At 50.7% G+C, this 18,717-nt stretch carries 18 protein-coding genes and 1 pseudogene; 10 read left to right on the top strand and 9 right to left on the bottom strand.

Annotated features, from left to right (window positions below; all coding sequences use genetic code 11):
- Positions 1-358 precede the first annotated feature (358 nt).
- The 3 genes from HER31_RS15235 to HER31_RS19015 all read left to right on the top strand — a co-directional run bounded on the left by HER31_RS15235 (position 359) and on the right by HER31_RS19015 (position 2,949).
- Positions 359-871 carry a hypothetical protein gene (locus HER31_RS15235; protein ID WP_168661808.1) on the top strand — a complete coding sequence of 171 codons (513 nt, stop codon included), beginning with the start codon at positions 359-361 and terminating at the stop codon, positions 869-871.
- 251 nt (positions 872-1,122) lie between these two features.
- Positions 1,123-2,076, top strand: coding sequence for a LysR family transcriptional regulator (locus HER31_RS15230; protein ID WP_168661806.1), 954 nt, complete (start codon positions 1,123-1,125; stop codon positions 2,074-2,076).
- A gap of 603 nt (positions 2,077-2,679) precedes the next feature.
- Entirely contained in the window at positions 2,680-2,949 is a 270-nt protein-coding gene (locus HER31_RS19015; protein WP_168661804.1) for a hypothetical protein, read from the top strand.
- Here HER31_RS19015 and HER31_RS18860 read toward each other — a convergent pair.
- Together HER31_RS18860 and HER31_RS15220 are read right to left on the bottom strand one after the other, a co-directional pair.
- Positions 2,872-3,060 (bottom strand): annotated as a pseudogene (locus tag HER31_RS18860) (IS1595 family transposase); the annotation flags it as partial. The gene HER31_RS19015 and the pseudogene HER31_RS18860 overlap by 78 nt on opposite strands.
- On the bottom strand, positions 2,972-3,235 hold the full coding sequence (locus HER31_RS15220; protein ID WP_168661802.1) for a hypothetical protein: 264 nt from the start codon (positions 3,233-3,235) through the stop codon (positions 2,972-2,974). The gene HER31_RS15220 and the pseudogene HER31_RS18860, both read right to left, overlap by 89 nt.
- A 415-nt stretch (positions 3,236-3,650) precedes the next feature.
- On the opposite strand from HER31_RS15220, the gene HER31_RS15215 reads away from it, so the two are divergent.
- Positions 3,651-5,441 (top strand): aryl-sulfate sulfotransferase, encoded by a 1,791-nt coding sequence (locus HER31_RS15215; protein WP_168661800.1) that lies wholly within the window; start codon positions 3,651-3,653, stop codon positions 5,439-5,441.
- 83 nt (positions 5,442-5,524) lie between these two features.
- Positions 5,525-5,923: a hypothetical protein gene (locus HER31_RS15210; protein ID WP_168661799.1), complete on the top strand. Its 399-nt coding sequence runs from the start codon at positions 5,525-5,527 to the stop codon at positions 5,921-5,923.
- 11 nt (positions 5,924-5,934) lie between these two features.
- On the opposite strand, the gene HER31_RS15205 is transcribed toward HER31_RS15210, so the two are convergent.
- The 3 genes from HER31_RS15205 to fusA all read right to left on the bottom strand — a co-directional run bounded on the left by HER31_RS15205 (position 5,935) and on the right by fusA (position 9,655).
- Entirely contained in the window at positions 5,935-6,414 is a 480-nt protein-coding gene (locus tag HER31_RS15205; RefSeq protein WP_168661797.1) for a hypothetical protein, read from the bottom strand.
- Between the two features lie 96 nt (positions 6,415-6,510).
- A complete protein-coding gene (locus HER31_RS15200) occupies positions 6,511-7,530 on the bottom strand; it encodes a P1 family peptidase (RefSeq protein WP_168661795.1) in 1,020 nt (339 codons plus the stop codon).
- Positions 7,531-7,633: 103 nt separating this feature from the next.
- Complete coding sequence (fusA, locus tag HER31_RS15195) at positions 7,634-9,655, bottom strand: elongation factor G (protein ID WP_168661794.1); 2,022 nt, start codon at positions 9,653-9,655, stop codon at positions 7,634-7,636.
- A gap of 375 nt (positions 9,656-10,030) precedes the next feature.
- On the opposite strand from fusA, the gene HER31_RS15190 reads away from it, so the two are divergent.
- A complete protein-coding gene (locus tag HER31_RS15190) occupies positions 10,031-10,390 on the top strand; it encodes a YbaY family lipoprotein (protein WP_168661792.1) in 360 nt (119 codons plus the stop codon).
- A 349-nt stretch (positions 10,391-10,739) separates the two neighbouring features.
- Here HER31_RS15190 and HER31_RS15185 read toward each other — a convergent pair whose 3' ends face one another.
- Positions 10,740-11,267: a DUF2058 domain-containing protein gene (locus tag HER31_RS15185; protein ID WP_168661790.1), complete on the bottom strand. Its 528-nt coding sequence runs from the start codon at positions 11,265-11,267 to the stop codon at positions 10,740-10,742.
- A gap of 121 nt (positions 11,268-11,388) precedes the next feature.
- Between HER31_RS15185 and HER31_RS15180 the strand changes: the two genes are divergently transcribed.
- From HER31_RS15180 to HER31_RS15170, 3 genes are all read left to right on the top strand, one after another.
- On the top strand, positions 11,389-11,853 hold the full coding sequence (locus HER31_RS15180) for a tRNA (cytidine(34)-2'-O)-methyltransferase (protein ID WP_168661788.1): 465 nt from the start codon (positions 11,389-11,391) through the stop codon (positions 11,851-11,853).
- Between the two features lie 28 nt (positions 11,854-11,881).
- Complete coding sequence (locus HER31_RS15175) at positions 11,882-12,736, top strand: sulfurtransferase (RefSeq protein ID WP_168661787.1); 855 nt, start codon at positions 11,882-11,884, stop codon at positions 12,734-12,736.
- 567 nt (positions 12,737-13,303) lie between these two features.
- Entirely contained in the window at positions 13,304-14,764 is a 1,461-nt protein-coding gene (locus tag HER31_RS15170; protein WP_168661785.1) for a glutathione synthase, read from the top strand.
- A gap of 53 nt (positions 14,765-14,817) precedes the next feature.
- On the opposite strand, the gene HER31_RS15165 is transcribed toward HER31_RS15170, so the two are convergent.
- Positions 14,818-16,128, bottom strand: a complete 1,311-nt coding sequence (locus HER31_RS15165) for a BamA/TamA family outer membrane protein (protein ID WP_168661783.1) — start codon at positions 16,126-16,128, stop codon at positions 14,818-14,820.
- A gap of 200 nt (positions 16,129-16,328) precedes the next feature.
- Between HER31_RS15165 and HER31_RS15160 the strand changes: the two genes are divergently transcribed.
- Positions 16,329-16,484, top strand: a complete 156-nt coding sequence (locus tag HER31_RS15160; RefSeq protein ID WP_168661781.1) for a hypothetical protein — start codon at positions 16,329-16,331, stop codon at positions 16,482-16,484.
- Positions 16,485-16,503: 19 nt separating this feature from the next.
- Here HER31_RS15160 and HER31_RS15155 read toward each other — a convergent pair whose 3' ends face one another.
- Both HER31_RS15155 and HER31_RS15150 read right to left on the bottom strand, forming a co-directional pair.
- The gene (locus HER31_RS15155) at positions 16,504-17,922 is read right to left on the bottom strand and encodes an ATP-binding protein (RefSeq protein WP_168661779.1); all 1,419 of its coding nucleotides are present in this window, start codon (positions 17,920-17,922) and stop codon (positions 16,504-16,506) included.
- Positions 17,910-18,599, bottom strand: a complete 690-nt coding sequence (locus HER31_RS15150; protein WP_168661776.1) for a response regulator — start codon at positions 18,597-18,599, stop codon at positions 17,910-17,912. Before HER31_RS15150 ends, HER31_RS15155 begins: the two co-directional genes overlap by 13 nt.
- Positions 18,600-18,717 lie beyond the last annotated feature (118 nt).

The raw sequence follows: 18,717 nt of genomic DNA, 5'->3' as shown, positions 1-18,717 counted from the left end.
GTGGCGCCTGACTTGGATGCACTGGCGAATCATTGGCCTCGGTGTGCTAGCTAAGCCATGTATGCCACTGATAAAGGTATCATCGTAGTCGACATCTAGATGCATTAACGCCGCAGTGTCGATTAGGCCTAAGCCATACCGAATAAAAGTAAGTATATAAAGATAAAGGTTTTTTAGATTTTTTTATAACTTCCCACCACTGCCTTTGCTCTTAAAAGTGCTTAAATCGCCTGAATAATTACCTTAAACCTTCACTTATTCGTTAACCCCACTTGTGCCCTCAGCAGTGCTGCTTGCAAAAATTCACAATGTCACCGTTCGCTGCGGCCCATGTCGCAGCAGTTGATGATGAGGATAGATGATGACTTTTGCAGTGAATCGAATCACCGCGATATTGGCGTCCACGTTACTGTTAGGCCTAGTGGGTTGCTCAGACGGCGATGATGGTAAAGATGGTGCTCCTGGGGCTCCGGGGATCCCTGGTGATGCTGCTCCATTGGTTACCGATGAAGCAAAAACCGTTGATGTTGAGATAACCGCAAGTACAGTGGTTGATGGCCGTTTAACTATTGAATTTGCCGCTTACAATGAATTGGCTTTGCCGCTAGTGCGTATCGACGGGTTAAAGGTGCAAGCAGCCCAGCTACAAGCCGAAAACGAAGGTGAGCGCTCGCAATGGCAAGTGTTAGGGTATGAAAAGTGCAAAGTTGATAGCTGTGCTGGTGAGCTAGAGGATCGTAACGATGGCACCTATCGCTACACTTTTAGTGGCGCCGTTGACAGCGCTTACGATCTAACACTGCCTCAACGGTCGCTGTTCGGCCAGTTCCTGACACTCAGATTCGGTTCACCAATGACCGTTGTAGGGTAAAAGCTGACATGAGATCTCTATGGATTGGGCAGTTATGTAGTCGCTGCCCACTACTTGCACTTGCGAAAACGAGATGAAGGCGATTGTTTTAATTGGGATATCTTTCACACCGAACAAAGCTATCTCTTCTTGGCTTCGATATAGAATACCTTGGCCTAGCTCTTGCCTATCGTTGAAAAGTCGGCAAGGTAATTTGACAAACTTGATTCCAAATAATTACAGCTTCGTTACTGACCAAGGAGGAATTTGCTTTGCCGAACCTTAATGATTTGAAAGTGGGATCTCTACGATTACTGAAGGTATTAGTGGAGGAAGGTTCTACCCAGAAAGCTGCTACGAAGCTGAATCTGTCTCAGTCGGGAGTGAGTTACGAATTGAAGAAGCTCAGGGAAATCTTTGATGATTCTCTGTTCATTCGTAGCAGAGAAGGATTAGTGCCTAATGACAAGACTCTAAGGCTCTATCCTCAAATTTCTGAAGTATTAGGGGCCGTTGAGCATCTCTACAACTCCAAGGAGGAGTTTAATCCTACCGACTATGTTGGTCAGGTTAACATTGCAGTGATTGAACCAATGGCAGTGGGCCTGATTCCACGGCTGTTCGAACGATTACACCATCAGGCTCCCGGCCTGGAGTTGAGCTTCAGTACCTGGACGTCGGAAACTCTGGACAAGCTAAGGCAAGATGACCTCGACTTCGCCGTGCACAACTTCGTACCGGATGACCCCATGATCACTTCAGAAGCTCTTGGGCCTGCACAGCGATTGATGGCTTGCCGCCCCCACCACCCCATCTTGAGACGACGTAACATTACTCTGATGGACCTATGCCAATATCCTTGGGTAGTGCAACAGGTGTACAACCCGAACCGGAGTAAAAACATTATCGAAGTTGTATCGGAACAGAAGCGACTCTTCCCCAAGGTAGTTGCACGAGCAGACTATTTGCCAGCCTTGGTGAATATAATAGAGCGAGGAAATGCACTGCTTTACACCTCCCAGGTTGGTTTATCGGCGTTCCAAGATAGGTTGGTTTTGTTTCACGGCCCCAAGGAATTGGAACAGGTCAAGTCCATTCATTACGGCATCTACCCAGCTTCGCACCAGAATTCTGCTTTTCACCAATGGCTGTGCCAGGAGGTCAAAGCGACCTTGGAACAAGTGCAAGCTGAAGCCGAACATATGGTCATGCCCAGACAAAACTGAGCGACAACACTGCACCCTTTTCACACACCGCATTGCGGTTTTTTGGGTGAGAAGTAGTCACGTGTGGATATTGAAAGGTTGGGTAACGGACAGGGAGAATTTGCTACGTCGAAGCGAAATCTATGTGGACTCAAAAATGTCCAGTTCCTCCATGCTAAAGGGGAATGGTAGGTGATGTGGATCTTATTTTTGCCTCGGAAAGGGACGTATTGTGGCGGCCAACAGCGGTATAGGGCCGCGTTGAAGCCCTAACTTTTCCGAGGTCAACATCATGAAATTCTCTCTCGCCAAACTGACTGCCACCGCAGCCCGAGTTCTCTCCGCCTCCGGTTTCGCTGCTGATTACGAGGAAGGTACCCATTACATCACCTTAGGTAACGAAGCATTCTAGGCGAGAGATAGCGTGGTCAAGGTGTACTCCACTAACTGCCCATTCTGCTACAAGTACGAAAAGGTTGTTATTCCCGGTTACACCAAGAATCTGCCTTCTAGCGTGGAGTACAATGCCTACCGCATCACTAATAAGCCTCTGTTCGGTAAAGAAAAACCAACTTTGCTAGTTGTCGCCAAGGCCACGGGTGACAAGCAGTACAAGCAAGCCAGATGGCTTACTACAAGCATATCCACGACGACAAGATTAAATTCAAAACCTCCGAAGAGGCCGTTTCCTTCGGTCTAGATGCTGCCGGTATTTCCAAAGCGGATTACAACGCCAAGAAGGACTCTTCCGAAGTCCGGAAACTGCTGGCCAAGTGGGATCGCGGCGTAGCCATCGCCAAAATTAAGGGCTGTGTCTTAATTAGCTGTTGCATCCCATCCAACAACTTCTTTAAGGCGCTGCCTTTGGTCGAATTGGTACCGATACCGGTCTAACATTCGGTGCCACCTCAAGTAGTTATGCAGGTATTTGGTCGTGACGCCCCGAAATCGAGCTATCCAACTTTTCAAGAGACTGTCGTAAGCGTTCACATTTTGGATGTGGAACCCCAAAGTCGCATTCGGCTGAGCGGCAGTGAGGACAAGTGTCTGGGTGATTTTCTATGAGAAATTTACTGGCAGAAGAGCCGTCAAAGCGCAGAAGATTGAGGAGTTGTTCACGCTGACTGGGCGACAACTCCTCAACGTGATGCAGCAGTTCTGCAAAATCATGCTGTTTCATGTCTGAGCCCCCCGAAGCAGGAGACACTCTAAGTATAGACTTGCAACAGTTAACTGCGACACAGCCTTTTTATTAGCTTCTTTGCCAGTTAATAATTCAACATCTGATAAATAGAATAATTTTTTATCTTAATAATTAGGAAGTAATGCTCACCAATGAATATCAAGAAAATAATTACGATTATTAAAAATTTAATTATCCATATCGAATCATATCAGTAGTCATAAAAAGCAGGATTGCTACCTCGCCACATCATTTGAGAGTGATCTCTGTCTCATTTTATCTAGAGGCTTACGGAGATAGTGACCTCAAGGCAAGCTCGCGCTGATTATTTGTAGTTCTGAGTTGGCGAAATACAGACGAGCACCAGCCACTTTATTAACTGCTATCATACAAAACCAATAGGGTATTAATAATGAAAAAATCCGTTGTTTCTCTGGTCACTGTAGCCACTTTGGCAGGCTTGGGCCTAACTGCCACCGTAAACGCCGCCGGATACCCGCCAGCCCCTGCCGTAGGCGAACTGGGTGCGGTGATCGTCAACCCTTACGACAATGCCCCGCTGACAGCAGTGATCTTGCGTGACGGAGCCGAGTTGAGCGACGTGCACGTTACTGTTCAAGGCAAAGGACATAAGGGCGTGGACATTGAATACGATGTGGGTAAAACCTCCATTCTGACTCACGATGGCATCCCGGTGTGGGGGATGTATGCCAACCACGAAAACAAGGTGACCATTGAGTTCACTAAAGACGGTAAGAAGTTTGAAGAGAATTACAAAATTCTGACGGGCAGCCTGACCAACCACTACATTGATAATCGCTCCCAATCCATCATGCAACCAGTCGACGTTAAAAAAGTCGACAAGCAGTTTAAAGATCGTCTGTACTTGGTGAACTCTTCTACCAATACTTTCCACGGTTCCGACATGCATTGGTCCGGTCAAAAACCCCAGAACGCCCACCCGCTTGACCCCTCGCCAGCAACCGGCTCCGCCTCTTTCGAAGCGGCTCCTATGACCTACATGATCGACACTCAGGGTGAATACCGCTGGTGGCTGAACCAAGATGCCACCTATGAGGGCTACGATCGTAATATGGACAGTCGAGGTTACTTGATGGGCCTCAGCGAAACCAAAGACGGTACCTTTGTCTTCGTACAAGGTCAGAGCTGGGGTGAGGTCGACATGCTTGGTCGCGTTATCACCTTCAAGCGTCTGCCCGGAGGATACGTGGACGGTTCTCACGAGGCCCGTTACACTGCAAACGATACCATTCTGATCCGCGCCGGTAAGGCCAATTATAAGCGGGAAGACGGGCAGCACGTGCACACGGTGCGTGACCAAGTGATAGAAATCGATCGTCAGGGCAACCTGATTGAAGCTTGGGATTTCAACAAGATATTGGATCCCCTGCGTGACGATTTGCTAGGTGCCTTGGACCAAGGCGCGGTGTGCCTAAACGTGGACCTAAACCACGTTGGTGAAACCGCCGAACTGGAGCCTGACACCCCCTTCGGTGATGCTCTGGGTGTTGGTCCTGGCCGTAACTGGGCCCACATCAACTCTATTGAGTACGATCCTAAGGACGACGCTATCATCGTCTCCCTACGTCATCAGGGCGTAGTAAAAGTGGGCCGCGATATGGAAGTGAAGTGGATTCAGGCACCCGACGTGGGTTGGGGCGAACTGTCCGATAAGGTACTGACCCCGGTTGATAACGAGGGCAACAAGCTGAACTGTAAGGGCGCGACCTGTGAAGGCACCGATTTCGACTGGACCTACACTCAGCACACCGCTTGGTTATCTCCCAAGGGTACTCTGACCGTGTTCGATAACGGTGATGGCCGCAACTTGGAACAGCCGGCTATGCCAACCATGAAATACTCCCGTTTCGTTGAATATAAAATCGACGAAGATAAGGGTACTATTGAGCAGATCTGGGAATACGGGAAAGAGAAAGGCTACGATTGGTACAGCCCCGTGACTTCCATTACTGAGTACAGGGCTGACCGCAACACCATGTTTAACTTCTCCGGGTCTATTGACCTATTCAAGCCAGGGCCAACCCCGACTGTAGGTAAGCTCACCGAGATTGACTACGACTCTAAGGAAATCATGGTTGAGATTGATGTACGCACCGACAAGCCGCACAAACCCCACTACCGTGCTCTGATCATCAATCCCAACAGCGTGTTTGCCAAGTAAAGTAAATTGTCTGCAGAGTACATTTTCATGACAGACCTGGCTTTCGAGTCCGGTCTGTTTTTGTAACTTCGTCTGTGGTTGGAATGACACTCGTCATTGCGCGAGCCGATATGCGGATCTCCGCGGTGCCGCAAGAAGATAATAGTGGCCTCTTCTATTTTGCCGCCTGCGTGACTGACGAAGATTGCTTTACCACACCATTGAAATATCGAGTTCATGGCCGCTATATCGAAACTCAAGAATACTGGGGCGAGCGACCAGTAAGCCGTTTTACCGTCGATTTGACTTCGGTCGACCTCAGTTCACCCAATCGACTGTCGAAAATGGCGAATAAGCTCTATCGCTCATTTAGGAAAAGTGAACTTAGCTTGGCAGAGCTGGTGTTTTTCCGTGTCTATCAAGATGATAATACCGCAGTATGGATGATTCCATTCACCAATAACTCCTTGGTGTGGATGCAAAAAAGAACATTGCACCTGTAGTTCGGAGCCGCTTAATCTAGCATAGCGGTTGTTTGGGTACATTCGCCTAGCATCACTGCGCCATTTTGAGTTGGCCGCTGTTCGGTGACCTTATAGCCAGCGATGCACAGTTGGCGTTGTTCGAGCTCATTATCCAACAGCTGCATGAGAAAATGCTCGCTTTCAATCCCTTCATATTGGGGCACTGGTCGTTCCGACTCATTCTTGGCGGTTTCACCTCGGGCACCTTTACCGCCTCCTGGTGGTGGACCACCTTTGCCACCGCCGCCTTTGCCACCGCCACCTTTTCCGCCTCGTTCCGATTTGTCTTGCTTGGCTGTTGGCTGCTCTTCCTTGCTGCCATTACCAAAGTAGTTGAGCTGAAAATGGGTGATCCCAGCGGCATCAACATAGCTCTGAAACAGGTGGTTTGGACGTTCTGGCTTGCTACTGCAACCACTAACACCCAACAGCAGTGCCAACGAGCAACAGCTTAAGATTTTATTCAGCACGACAAATCCTATCCGACAGTGGTGTCTTCAGTGTGCCTATAAGAGTGCTTTAGGCCGAGTTGCTTTACCTTTTTTTGCAAAAACTTACTTTTGTATTCAAGAGCTTGGTTTACCTATCTGGTTAGCTGCTGGAAAACCAGCCACAGTGCGAGCATGGGTAATCGCATTGCGGATCGCTTGCTCCATCACTTCGGCAGCAATTACCCCTAAGGTGTTGATGTCCATTGCCGCAACCTCAGCAGTTGCTGCGGCAAAGATGGCATCGCCGTCGTACATCGAGTGCACCGGCCGAATTGCTCGAGCGTAACCATCGTGCGCCATCTGTGCGACCTTCAGTGCCTCAACTTTGGTGAGTGTGGCGTTGGTGATAATGGCGCCGATGGTGGTGTTGCGACCGGCAAAACCTTGGGCGTTAAAACCCGATAAGAGCAGGTCCGTGCCATTGATAAAGCCGTTTCTGTTATCGCGGCTGGCGGCGAGCAGCGCTCCGTTGCGCGCGATTACGTCGCCCCAGGCATTAACAGCCACCACTGCCGCAATAACAACGCCGTTATCTAAGCTAACGACGGCGCGACCAATCCCAGCTTTAGTAGCGTGTTCCATGCCACGAATTTTGCCCACGGTTGCGCCCATGCCGGCACCGGCATTGCCCTGAGTAAAGACGCTGCGTTGAGCCAATTTGGTGGCGGCTTGACCCATGGCAAAATCTGGCCGTGCCTTGGCATCACCAATCGCCAGATCAAATAAGACTGCGCCAGTAACGATAGGCACCTTGGCGATGCCAACATCAAAACCGACGCCTTCACTTTCAAGTTGTGCCGCCACGCCACTCATGGCATCTAACCCAAAGGCACTGCCGCCGGACAGGACAATTGCGTGAACCTTATCAACCAAGTTTTCAGGCTTGAGGAGATCGGTTTCACGGGTTCCAGGAGCAGCTCCACGAACATCGACGGCGGCGGTTGCGCCTTGATCAAAGCGCAGTACGGTGACACCGGTTAAGCCTTGAGAGTCCGCTTGCTGGCCGACTCTAAGGCCATTAATAGCAAAAATGGGATCGGCGGCGAAGGCGTGAAAGCTTAGCAGTATAGCGACAATACCAAGGCGTAGGTTCATATCGAGATCTTCAATGGCAACAGTAGGAACATGGTAAGGTAAAAGGTGAGTTGCAGCGGCACAAGCGGCGACCGAAGCCGCCGCGTCTATTGTGGTATGTACTTTAGTGACTGATTAACCGTTCAGTTACCAGCTCTGGCGCGACTTCGTAACGGGCAAACTCCATGCTCATTTCACCTTCGCCACCGGTCATCGCCTTTAAGCGTACGGCGTAGTCGTCTAATTCGGCTAACGGTGCCTCGGCGCTAATATCAACCTGATTATTGGCAACGGCAACAGTGCCACAAACCATGGCGCGATGAGCGCTTAAGTCACCGGTAATATCACCGACCTTGTCTTGGGCGACTACCACGTGCAGATCAACAATTGGCTCCAACAGAGCCGGTTGTGCCATCTGGACCGCTTCGAGAAAGGCCTTTTTACCGGCAGTAAAGAAGGCGATCTCTTTGGAGTCAACCGGGTGGTGCTTACCATCCATCACCACTACTCGCAAATCTTGCATGGTGAAGCCCGCTAATACGCCTTCGGTCATCGCCTCACGGACACCTTTCTCGATGGCAGGAATAAACTGGCTCGGAATCGCACCACCAACCACTTCTGAGGCGAACTGGAAACCACTGCCACGAGGCAGCGTTTCAACGCGTAACTCAACTTCCCCAAACTGGCCGGCGCCGCCGCTCTGTTTCTTATGACGGTAGCGAGACACACCATTGCCACAAATGGTTTCGCGATAGGCAATTGCTGGGGTTTCGGTGGTCATATCAACGTTGAAGAGTTGTTGTGCTTTCTCCAATGCAATCTGGACGTGGGTGTCGCCAAGGCCTTGCAGTACCGTTTGGTTTTCGGTTTTGGCGTGATGGATGTGCAAACTTGGGTCTTCAGTAACCAACTTTTGTAATGCTTCCGCCAGTTTCTGCTCATCGCCGCGTTTCTTCGGCGCCACTGCTAAGCCAAACAATGGTTGTGGCAGTTCTGGAGCGAGCATACGGAACTCATCTTCCTCATGGTGATCGTGCAATATGGCGCCAACCATCAGATTATCTACTTTGGCTAGGGCGCAAATATCACCAGGCAGTGCCTCATTAACGGCGATCTGCTCGCCCCCTTGCAACTTGAATAGGTGAGTTACCTTAACTGGCTTACGACCGGCACCAACAAAGATCTTCTGGCCATTGAACATCCGCCCTTGATGGATGCGGAATACTCCCAGTTTGCCGACATAGGGATCGATTGTGACCTTAAATACGTTGGCTAATAAGTGTGCGTCTGGCTCGGCACTGATCGATATCGATTTGTCGTTAGCATTAACAAATTCAGCGTCAGAACCTTCCAGTGGATTTGGCATCGCTTGGCATAACACATTGAGCAAATGGCCAATACCAACTTGCGCTTCGGCATCGGTAAAGCACACTGGCACTAACTCGCCTTGGCGTAACGCTGCTTCAAGCGGGGCGTGTAGCTGTGCTGGGGTAACCGACTCTTCCTGCTCTAAATAGAGCTCCATTAACGCTTCATCTTGTTCAACAACCACATCGACTAAGGCATCGTGGCAGTCCTTAACATCACCAAAGAGCGGAATGTCGTCTTGCTGGGGAGTGAAGTAACAGTCGAGGACACTAGAGCCATCGACATTCGGAATATTGACTGGCAAACAGCCGTGGCCAAACTGCTCTTGGATCTGTTCCAGCAGCATCTCTAAAGCGGGCAAGTTATTGCTGATTTGGTTAACCACAATCAACACCGCTTTGCCGTGATGGCGGGCTTCTTGAAACGCTCGCCGAGTGATCTGCTCAATGCCGCGGTTGGCGTTAATGACCAACATTACCGATTCCGCCGCAGGCAGCGTTAACTGGGCGCGACCAAACAGATCGGGCAATCCGGGGCTGTCGATAAAGTTGATGTGTTGTTGCTGGTAATCTACTGAGAGGAGCGAGGGTTCGAGGCTGTGGTGATGCTGAATCTCTTGAGGGGTGAAGTCGGCATGGTTGGTGCCGTCCGCGACCCTGCCTTTGCTAGGGATCTCCTTCGCGCGGAAAAGTAGTGCCTCAATGAGGCTAGATTTGCCACTGCCGGCATGGCCAAGCAGGGCGATGTTCCTTATCTGTTCTGTGCGTTTTGCGGGCATAGAAACCTCCTTGGTGAGCTGTCCCGACTCATCAACTGTAGGCCGGTATTTGTCGATAAACATTGACTCCGATCAGGGTTTTGGTTGGTGTGTATTGGTGCCGTACCCAACGCCGGCGCTCTGCCTTGAACGGCCAGCGGATGTAAATCCCAATGGCGGCATTTAGGTCGATGGCTGTGGCAATAAAATGAGCCATTTACAGTTTGGCATGGAGGTTGTAGTTCAATGGTTATGCGGACAAGCTACTGGTTGTGACAGGGCTACGCAGCACTGCACGGCAATAGGTGGGTGTAGTGCATGCTATCGCGTATGATTCGCTGTAACAGCTAGCGAGGTAGTCGCTTAGTTTCAAGCTTAAATAGCATGGAGATCAGGATGCATCGAATAGTCACAGCAGTAGCGTTGACACTGGTAATGGTTGGTTGCGGTAACGATCAACCCGCACCAATAAAGGATCAGCAAGTGAGCGGCGAAGTGGTTTATCGCGAGCGGATCTTAACGCCACCGGGCTCACAGCTCACGGTTCAAGTGTCTGATGCCGATGGCAATCTGCTCGGTGAGCAACAGCAAGAGGTACAGGGCGGACCGCCGTTCCCATATCAGGTTGATTACGCTCAGGCCGATAGCGTTACCATCAGCGCCAGTTTGTATTTTGATGGCAAGTTGAGATTCGAGTTTGTGCCACAACCTATTGCGGTAGCTGCTAGCCCACTGTTGTTGCGCGGAGCGCAGTAATTGCATGGACAAAAAAGTTGTGTACCAACTAAGTGCTGTTCTTTCCAATGTTGTTAAAGCATCGGCTAGGCGAGTTCTGATATAAGGGAAAAGCACTACCGCCGTTGCTCTTCTGCCGCATTGGAACAGCCCAGCGAAGCGTTTTGGGCTGCGACCTAAGGCAAAGGGGGACTCTAAAGGGCGGCGAAGCTCGCCCCTAATGCATATAAGAATGTGCTGTCGCCACCGCGACATAATCCCTTAAGAGTACTGCAATCGGTAGAGCCGAAGAGTTGATATAAACCTCAACACTTAACGGCGACACAGCCTAAAAAAACCGGCTTGGCGGCCGGTTTTTTAGTTAGGGGGCTTACCACATTAGATCATCTGGGATCTGGAAGTCCGCGTACGGATCTTCTTCATCGACGCTGGTGTCAGCTTTGCGGTCGTTTACTAGCACAATGTAGCTGTCGTCGCGCTGCTTCACCTTATCGGCGATGCCGGTTGGGATGAGGTGGTAGCTGTCTTCCAGTTTAGCGATTGCTAACTGGCCATTAACCAAACCATTTTGCAGAGCTTCAGTAACGAACACCTTAGTAATGGTGCCTTTGTCTGAGAAGTTGTAAGCGATCTCGCCACGGCTGCGATCTTGGCTATTAGTGCTGATCAGTTGTTTGATCTGGGCAATGAGCGCCTTTTTATCTGCTTCTGCCTTACGCTGGGCGTTTAGCTCGCGATCGCGCTTGGCTTGTTCTTCGCGTTTTTCAACCGCGGTTTGCTTGGCTTCGTTGATCACCTTTTTGCCTGATTTTAGGGCGCGGTGCTTGGATTTATTGGCTTTCTTAGCGTCGTGTTTCGACACCAAACCGGCCTTCATCAGTTGGTCTTGCAGTGACATAGGGTGACCTTTTTATTCGGAATTAAGACTAGTTTATCAAATGCGCTGGAATCGGGGCAAAACTCCGATCAAAGGCTGAGGTACAATAGCCACATTCCTGATTTCGTAGAGCCTTATCATCATGTTTCACATCGCTTTGTATGAACCTGTGATGCCGCAAAATACCGGCGCCATCATTCGTCTAGCTGCTAATTGCGGCGCTGATCTGCACCTGATTGAGCCGTTAGGGTTCAGCATGGATGAGAAGAGCCTACGTCGCGCTTCATTGGATTACCGCGACCTAGCTAATGTGACTATTCACCCAAGCTACGATGCTTTTTTAGAAGCGATGACGGGCAAACGGATCTTCGCCTTAACCACCAAAGGTAGCCGCCCTCATACTGAGCCGACTTATCTGCAAGACGATGTGCTGCTGTTTGGCCCCGAAACCCGTGGCTTGCCAGATGAGGTGCGTAGTGTGTTTGAACCGGATTGTCGTATTCGTATTCCGATGAAACCAGAGGCGCGCAGCTTGAATTTGGCCAATGCGGTATCTATCTGTGCCTATGAAACCTGGCGTCAGCTTGGTTTTGATGGTGCGTTGTAACCGCTTTTGCTGAGACAAGGAGCCGCTCATGAGCGCTTTAAAACTAAAAACCAATGTGGTGACCGCCAAGTGGTTATCGGAACGTTTACACAACCCACAACTGGTATTGCTCGATGCTAGCTGGCATATGCAGGGCAGTGGCCGTGATGGTCTTACTGAGTACGTGGAACAGCATATTGCTCAAGCGCATTTTTTCGATTTCGATAACGAGATTGCTGCGGATTCTGAGTTACCTCATATGCTGCCTGATGCCGCTAAGTTTGAGCAGGCAGTGCGTCAATTTGGTATCAATAACGACAGCATTATTGTTGTATACGACAGCCATGGTTTATTCACTGCCGCACGGGTGTGGTGGATGTTTAAAGCGATGGGACATGACAAGGTGGCGGTGCTAAATGGCGGCTTACCGGCATGGCTTGCCATCGACGGTGAACTGGCGGCCGGCAATGCACCGGCAGTTAAACCCGGCCTGTTCATCGCTAAATATCAGCCACAACGAGTGGCGGACAAGCGCGAAGTACAGTTATCGCTTAATGCTGCCGGACGAGTGATTGTCGATTCCCGTGGCAAGGCGCGTTTTAGTGGTGTTGAGGCCGATCCAAACCCACAGGTTGCGTCTGGCCATATGCCGGGCGCGATTAATCTGCACTACGCCAGCTTGATTGAGTCAGGCAAGTTGGTGCCGCCATTTATATTGCACCAACAGTTTGTGGATGCAGGAATCGATGGTAACAGCCGTCACATCTACAGCTGTGGTTCTGGCGTTACCGCCTGCATTGTCGCCTTGGCAGCCGCGGAGATTGGGGTGCAAAATTGGGCCGTCTACGATGGCAGCTGGAGTGAGTGGGGCAGCGCAGCTGATACCGTCAAGGTTATCGACTAAGTTCGACCTAGCCACACCAAACTAAGCGCCCATCGGTATTGTCGATGGGCGTTTTTTTTGCTGTGTCGTAATTAGCTGTTGAAGTTTATCTTAATCCTTCGGTTCTACCGACTTCGGTGCTTTTAGGGGACGATGTCGCGTGGCGACGGCACATTCTTGTATGCATTAGGGGGGAGCTCCGCCCCCTTGCATTAGGTCGCTGCCCTAAACGCTTCGCTAGACTGCTCCAATGCGGCAGAAACTCAACGGCGGTAGTGCTTTCCCTTTGTATCAACACTCGCCTAGCCGGTGCTTTAACAGCATTGGCAAGAACAACACTTAGTTGGTACACAGCCTTTTTTGTGATTGCTACGTGGGTAGCTAGCGAGGTCTCGTTTAAGCCTACGGCTCGAACAATTGTTGTACTTTTGCGGGCTTGCACCATCTTAAACGCATCGGTGTGAATTCATTTGCGTCTTTTTCTGCTTGGCTGCGTCTTATCAGTACAGCTGAGTGAAATTGGCTGAGTAAGCCAATTTATCGAACCATTATTACCCACCCTATAGGTGGGCTACCGGAGTCGTACACATGACCATCATATCTACTACCCAAGCTAGCAGTCTTGCAATTGAGCAACAGTTGATCGATGACGCCAGCGAGTGGGCGTTGATGCATGGGGTCGGGATAAAAAATCGCGACGGTAGTGCTCGTCACTGCCCTTATAGTCTCGCTCCGGTCAGCTTCCCTCGCGCCACCTTTGAACGGCTGCAGCGGACGACGCCATTACTGGGCAAACTTATCCATGCGCTATCAGAGGATCATCACTATCTGCAACAGAGCTTAAACAGCATGGGCAAAGCCGACCCATTTTTTGCGCGTCTGTTGGAGCTGCATCGCCAGATCCACGACGGTAAAGTGGCACCGCGGCAACCATTACTGATCATGCGCACCGATTATATGGATGATCGCAGCCATGGCGCTCAGGTGATCGAGTTTAATGGGATTGCCGCCGGCATGGGGCCATTTGGCCAGTTGGCGCATCAGTTGCACAAGTATATCCAAGATCAATGGCCCGAGGCTTACCAGCAGTGGGGGGACCAACCGCAGGCGCGCTTGGCTGAAAATCACGGGTTAGAACAGATGGCTCGCGGTATCGCGACCACAGCTCGTAAGGTGCGTAACGACGCCTTGGATCATGGCCAACCGGTGTTTGTGATGGTGGTGCAGGAGCAAGAGGATAACGTCTACGATCAACATTTGTTAGCGGTGGCGTTGCAGCAACATGGGGTGCGAACCATACGCCGTACCTTTGCTCAACTGGCTGATCAGCTTTCCAGTGGCCCGAATCAGCGCTTGCTGCTTGACGGCGTTGGTGGGGTTGATGTGGTCTACTTACGTGCTGGTTATCAGTATATCGATTACTACCTAGAGCATCGCAGCGAGACTCGCTGTTGTCATACTCTCAGTCAAACTCGAGTGTTTATCGAGCAGCATAAGGTGGCACTGAACGCGACCGTTAGCCAGCAATTGGCGACCAGCAAAACCATGCAAATGTTGGTTACCGCAATGTCAGCTACTGAGATGGCTCGCTGGGGAATAACTGAAACCGAAGCGAAGCAGATAAAAGCGGTATTGGCACAGATGAAGCCGATAACGCCAGCCAACATTGCTTGGCTAGCAGAACACGGCAACGCTGATGAATGGGTATTAAAGAACCAAGGTGAAGGCGGTGGTCATGCGGTATTTGGTGACGATATCTTTACCAAATTGGCCTCGTTGAATGAGTCGGAATATGATGCCTGGGCCTTGATGCGCCGCCTTTACCCCCACGAACGGGAACGCCCGGCGTTAACCGTACGAGACAATCAACCGGCAGTGGTGGAAAACCTCATTAGTGAAATTGGCTTATTCACGCTGCATTTTCGTGGTGAAGCGATAACCGATCATGGTGGCTATGCGGGTTATTTGATCCGCAGTAAACCGGCATCAGAGAATGAAGGTGGTATTCACAGTGGGCGCGGGGTGTTGGATTCGTTAGTGCTAGTGTAGCGATGACTTGTTACGCTCCCGCCACCGATGGCGAGAGCGTTTGGCACAGCGGATTAGAACGGGTGTTTGGCCATAACCCAGAAGTTGGTGGTTTCGTCTGACTTGGCCAGATCGAAACGCACTACCATGCCTGCTAGCATCGTCCGCACGGACATGCCGTAATCGACGTGCAGATCCTGCAATAGTTCATCCGAAGTGTAAGCCTCACCCACTCGTCCAGCCTCTACAAAACCAACCAATTGAACCCAATCCATGCGGATCTTACGGAACCAGGCCACGTGGTCAGCGGGGTTATACTTGAGGGTATGGCGATATTCGGCGGTGGTGTAGATCGACGCCTTATCGTGGAAGCGATTGTTATCGTAACCACGCATGCGGAAGAAGCCTCCTAAGCGTGCCCCTTCGTTATATGGTGCACCACCGACAACCTTGCGGGAATTGCTGGCGGCATCTTCCTCAACCTCCCAGCTCGGGGTGTAGCCAGTCCAGAAGTTTAACGCCACGACGCGCTGGTGAGCGGTAGCCGATTCGCCCAGCGAGAAGAATTTACTGGCTTCAAAGTTAAGGAAGGTCCATTGCTCTTCAGAGTCGAGCCAGCCGTTATCGTGAGAGACAGACAGGTATTGGCGGCTACCAAAGCTTGGGTTCAGAGTGAAATCGGTGTTGTCGTACAACAAACCCAGTTCTAACCCGTGCACGGTACCCTCGAGGTTACCTGAGTCTAAATTGAAGTCTTGGTAGCGGTTAAACTGACGCAATATTGCAACCGTAGCGCCGCTCTCTAATGGGTTCCAGACTTTGCCGCCAGTGGGTTCAGACACCAACAAACCATTGCGAACCTCATAACGAAGTAATGCGTCATCACGGGTAGCACCAATTGGCAGAGCGTACTCTAACTTTACATCCCAGAAGTTGGATGCCCCTTGGCCCTCAATGTAATCATTGGGGCTAGAGTTGTGGCTGCCAGGCAGCGCGTGGTCATTTGCGATAGGCACAAGTGAGGCGCCGCCGTAAGCTCGCTGATTTGGGAAGTCGCCGACAAAACCGATAAAGCTGGCAAACCATCGCTCGGTTGTTGGTAAGCGGTAGTTCCATACGCCGGCCAAGGCACCGTAGCTGTCATCACCGCCGTAAACGGTGCCACCAATGCTCATCTGATCTTGCAACAAACCTTTGCGGATTGCTCCCACACCAACGTTAAAGCCCATGCTGTCAGGACTAAAAAAGTAGGGCAGAACTAGCTGTTCGACGCCGGGGTTCGGGTTTTCGAGTCGTTTGACTGAATATTTGGCATTGGCTCGAGGTAGTGCATTCGCTGCACCACAAAGGAGCAAAGAAACAAGAATGACAGATAAATAGCGCATAGAGACGTCCTGATGGGGCGTGTGGTGGCGAAGCTTTGGATATTCGGTGGATTATGGCGTAAATATTGCAAAGTAAGTAGTTAAGGTGGTGGTTTGGTAAAGTTTCATACAGCTTACTGTGGCAATGGCCACAAACTGTTTGGTAATACCGCCGGCACACATTGAGTTCACGTTTGATTAGCTAAGCAGAGAGGCGAAATATGTATCGAGCACAAGTGATTAGTGGCAGCGTCATGGTGCTGACATGCGGTATGGGGATCATGTTATTGCCAGATTTTCCCTTAGGTGCCTTTTTTTCCTTCTTTGCTGGCGGTGTGCTGCTGTGGGTTACCTTAGGGGGATTGAGCGGCCGCTAAATCAGGCAGCCGCGTTCAATTACTGCAGTAGTGGTAGCTTGATTGTTACCCGTAAGCCTGCGCCTTGTTGGTTATGGGCGCTGATGGTGCCTTGATGCGCTTCGGCCGCCCCAAAGCTGATTGCCAGTCCCAGGCCCCAACCGCCACTGCTGCGGTCGCGGGCATCATCAACCCGATGAAATGGTCGAAAAATCGATTCCAGCTCATGCTCTGGTACCCCGTTACCGTCGTCGACAATATCGATCTCTACCCCAGTCAGCGACTTCCGCAGCGTCACCTGAACCTTATGGTTAGCGTAGTGCAGTGCATTGCGCAGTGGATTTTCTAGCATCCGCTGCAACAGGGTGTCGACGCCGTAATAGGGCAGCGATTGAGGCTGCGTTACCACCACCATCTTGTTGAGCTCTTGCGCTTCAAACTGGGCTCCATCAATCACTGGCTGTAATATCGAAATTAGATCGATGTCGATTTTGCGATCGGTCGCTTGTAGGTTTAGTCTCGACAGCGCCAGCAACTCATGCAACATCGCTTCGAGTTGATCCGCTTCGGTCCCAATGCGGGTCAATTCGTCACTCTGTTGGCCTTTGCGCTGGGCGATAGCCAAACTTAATTTTAATCGGGTGAGCGGAGTTCTTAACTCGTGGGAGATGTCCGACAATAGCCGCTGCTGGCTGGTGACCATGGTACTGACCGAGTCTGCCATTAGGTTAAAACTGCGGCCGAGCTGGCCAATCTCATCGCTGCGCTTGCTGATGCGGCCATCGATCCGGGCGTCAAGTTCTCCTCGGGCAACCGCAGTGGTGGCCTGACGTAACTGCCGCAGTGGATTGCTGAGGTTCCACGCCAAAAGACCAAAGACGATGGTTGAGACAATGGTGGCTAAGATCAGTAATAACCAAGGTCGTTGTAATAGCTCAAACAACCACGGTTTATTGTGTTGGTCTAAGCGACCAACCAAGCTACTACCGTCAGCTAACCGCTTCGGCCCAAACACTAAACTGTTGCCAAATTGGCGTTGGTGCATCGGACCATTTTGCTCAAAGTCGAGTAAAAACTGACGTACTGAGCGGGGGATCCTGCGGCGATTTTCTTCGGAAGGAGAGCCATCAGTATCGATTAAATAGAGTTGAACCTGAGGTATCTCAGGGCGATTTTTGTCGTCTTGCTTGTCATGACGGCGCGGTTGTTCGTGCTCCAAGTTACCGGTGCGACGCAGCAGTTTATTAACTTGATTGATAGTGAGTTCTGGATTGCTGTCCATCCGCATCGCCACTCGCTGGAGCAGGTTGGCAAAGTGGGGCGCCAATGGCTCGTTGTCCCACTTTTCTTGCAGCAGTGGCAAACCGATGACTACCCCAATGGTGAGAGTAGAAGTGATCCAAAATGCCAGTAATAGTTTCGGTAGCAGTTGGCTAAACTTATTTGTTAGTCCAACCATATGTAGCCTTTACCACGTACGGTTTTTACTCGTGCTGAACCATCGGCGCGCCCTGGCAATTTTTTGCGGAGATTAGATAGGTGCATATCAAGGCTGCGGTCAAACGGCATCAAGCGTTTACCCAGTACTTCTTGGGATAGCATCTCTTTGCTTGCGACTTCGCCGCTGTGGGTAATTAATGACGATAACAGGGCGTATTCGGTGCTGGTAAGCTCGACTAATTCACCGCTAACTCGAACCTCTTGTCGGCGCGGTAGCAATGTAATGTCGATGTGGTTGATTTGTTCAATCTGGGCTGGTGTTTCGGCATTGTCTTGACTGCGCCGCAAGATAGCGCGGATCCGTGCGAGCAGTTCACGGTCGTTGAAGGGCTTAGGTAGGTAGTCATCGGCCCCTAGCTCTAATCCGGTTACTCGGGCCATGTCGTCCCCTTGGGCCGTGAGCATCAGTACCGGTAATTTGCTGCCATGTTCCCGCAGGGTTTTCAGCAGATCAAAGCCATTCATGCCCGGCAACATTACATCGAGTAGTAATATGTCGTGCTTACCTTCGCGCGCAGCCAAAAGCCCAGAAGGCCCATCTTGGCGAATACACACCTCAAATCCTTCTAGTTGTAATAACTGCGATAAAAGCTCGCTTAAGCCTTGATCATCTTCAACTAATAATACTCGATTCATCTGTTACCACCTGCTCGTTTGGAGTGCATAGATTAACCGCAATAATTATCAACACAAGGCTAGCTTTACACAGCTTTACGCTGTTATCACCCAAGCTTACATTGCGGCTGGTATCGTT

This window comes from Ferrimonas lipolytica (genome assembly GCF_012295575.1).
GTDB classification, from domain to species: Bacteria; Pseudomonadota; Gammaproteobacteria; order Enterobacterales; family Shewanellaceae; genus Ferrimonas; species Ferrimonas lipolytica.
The sequence above is the reverse complement of the archived record's forward strand: the minus strand, read 5'-3'. Positions and strand labels throughout refer to the sequence as shown.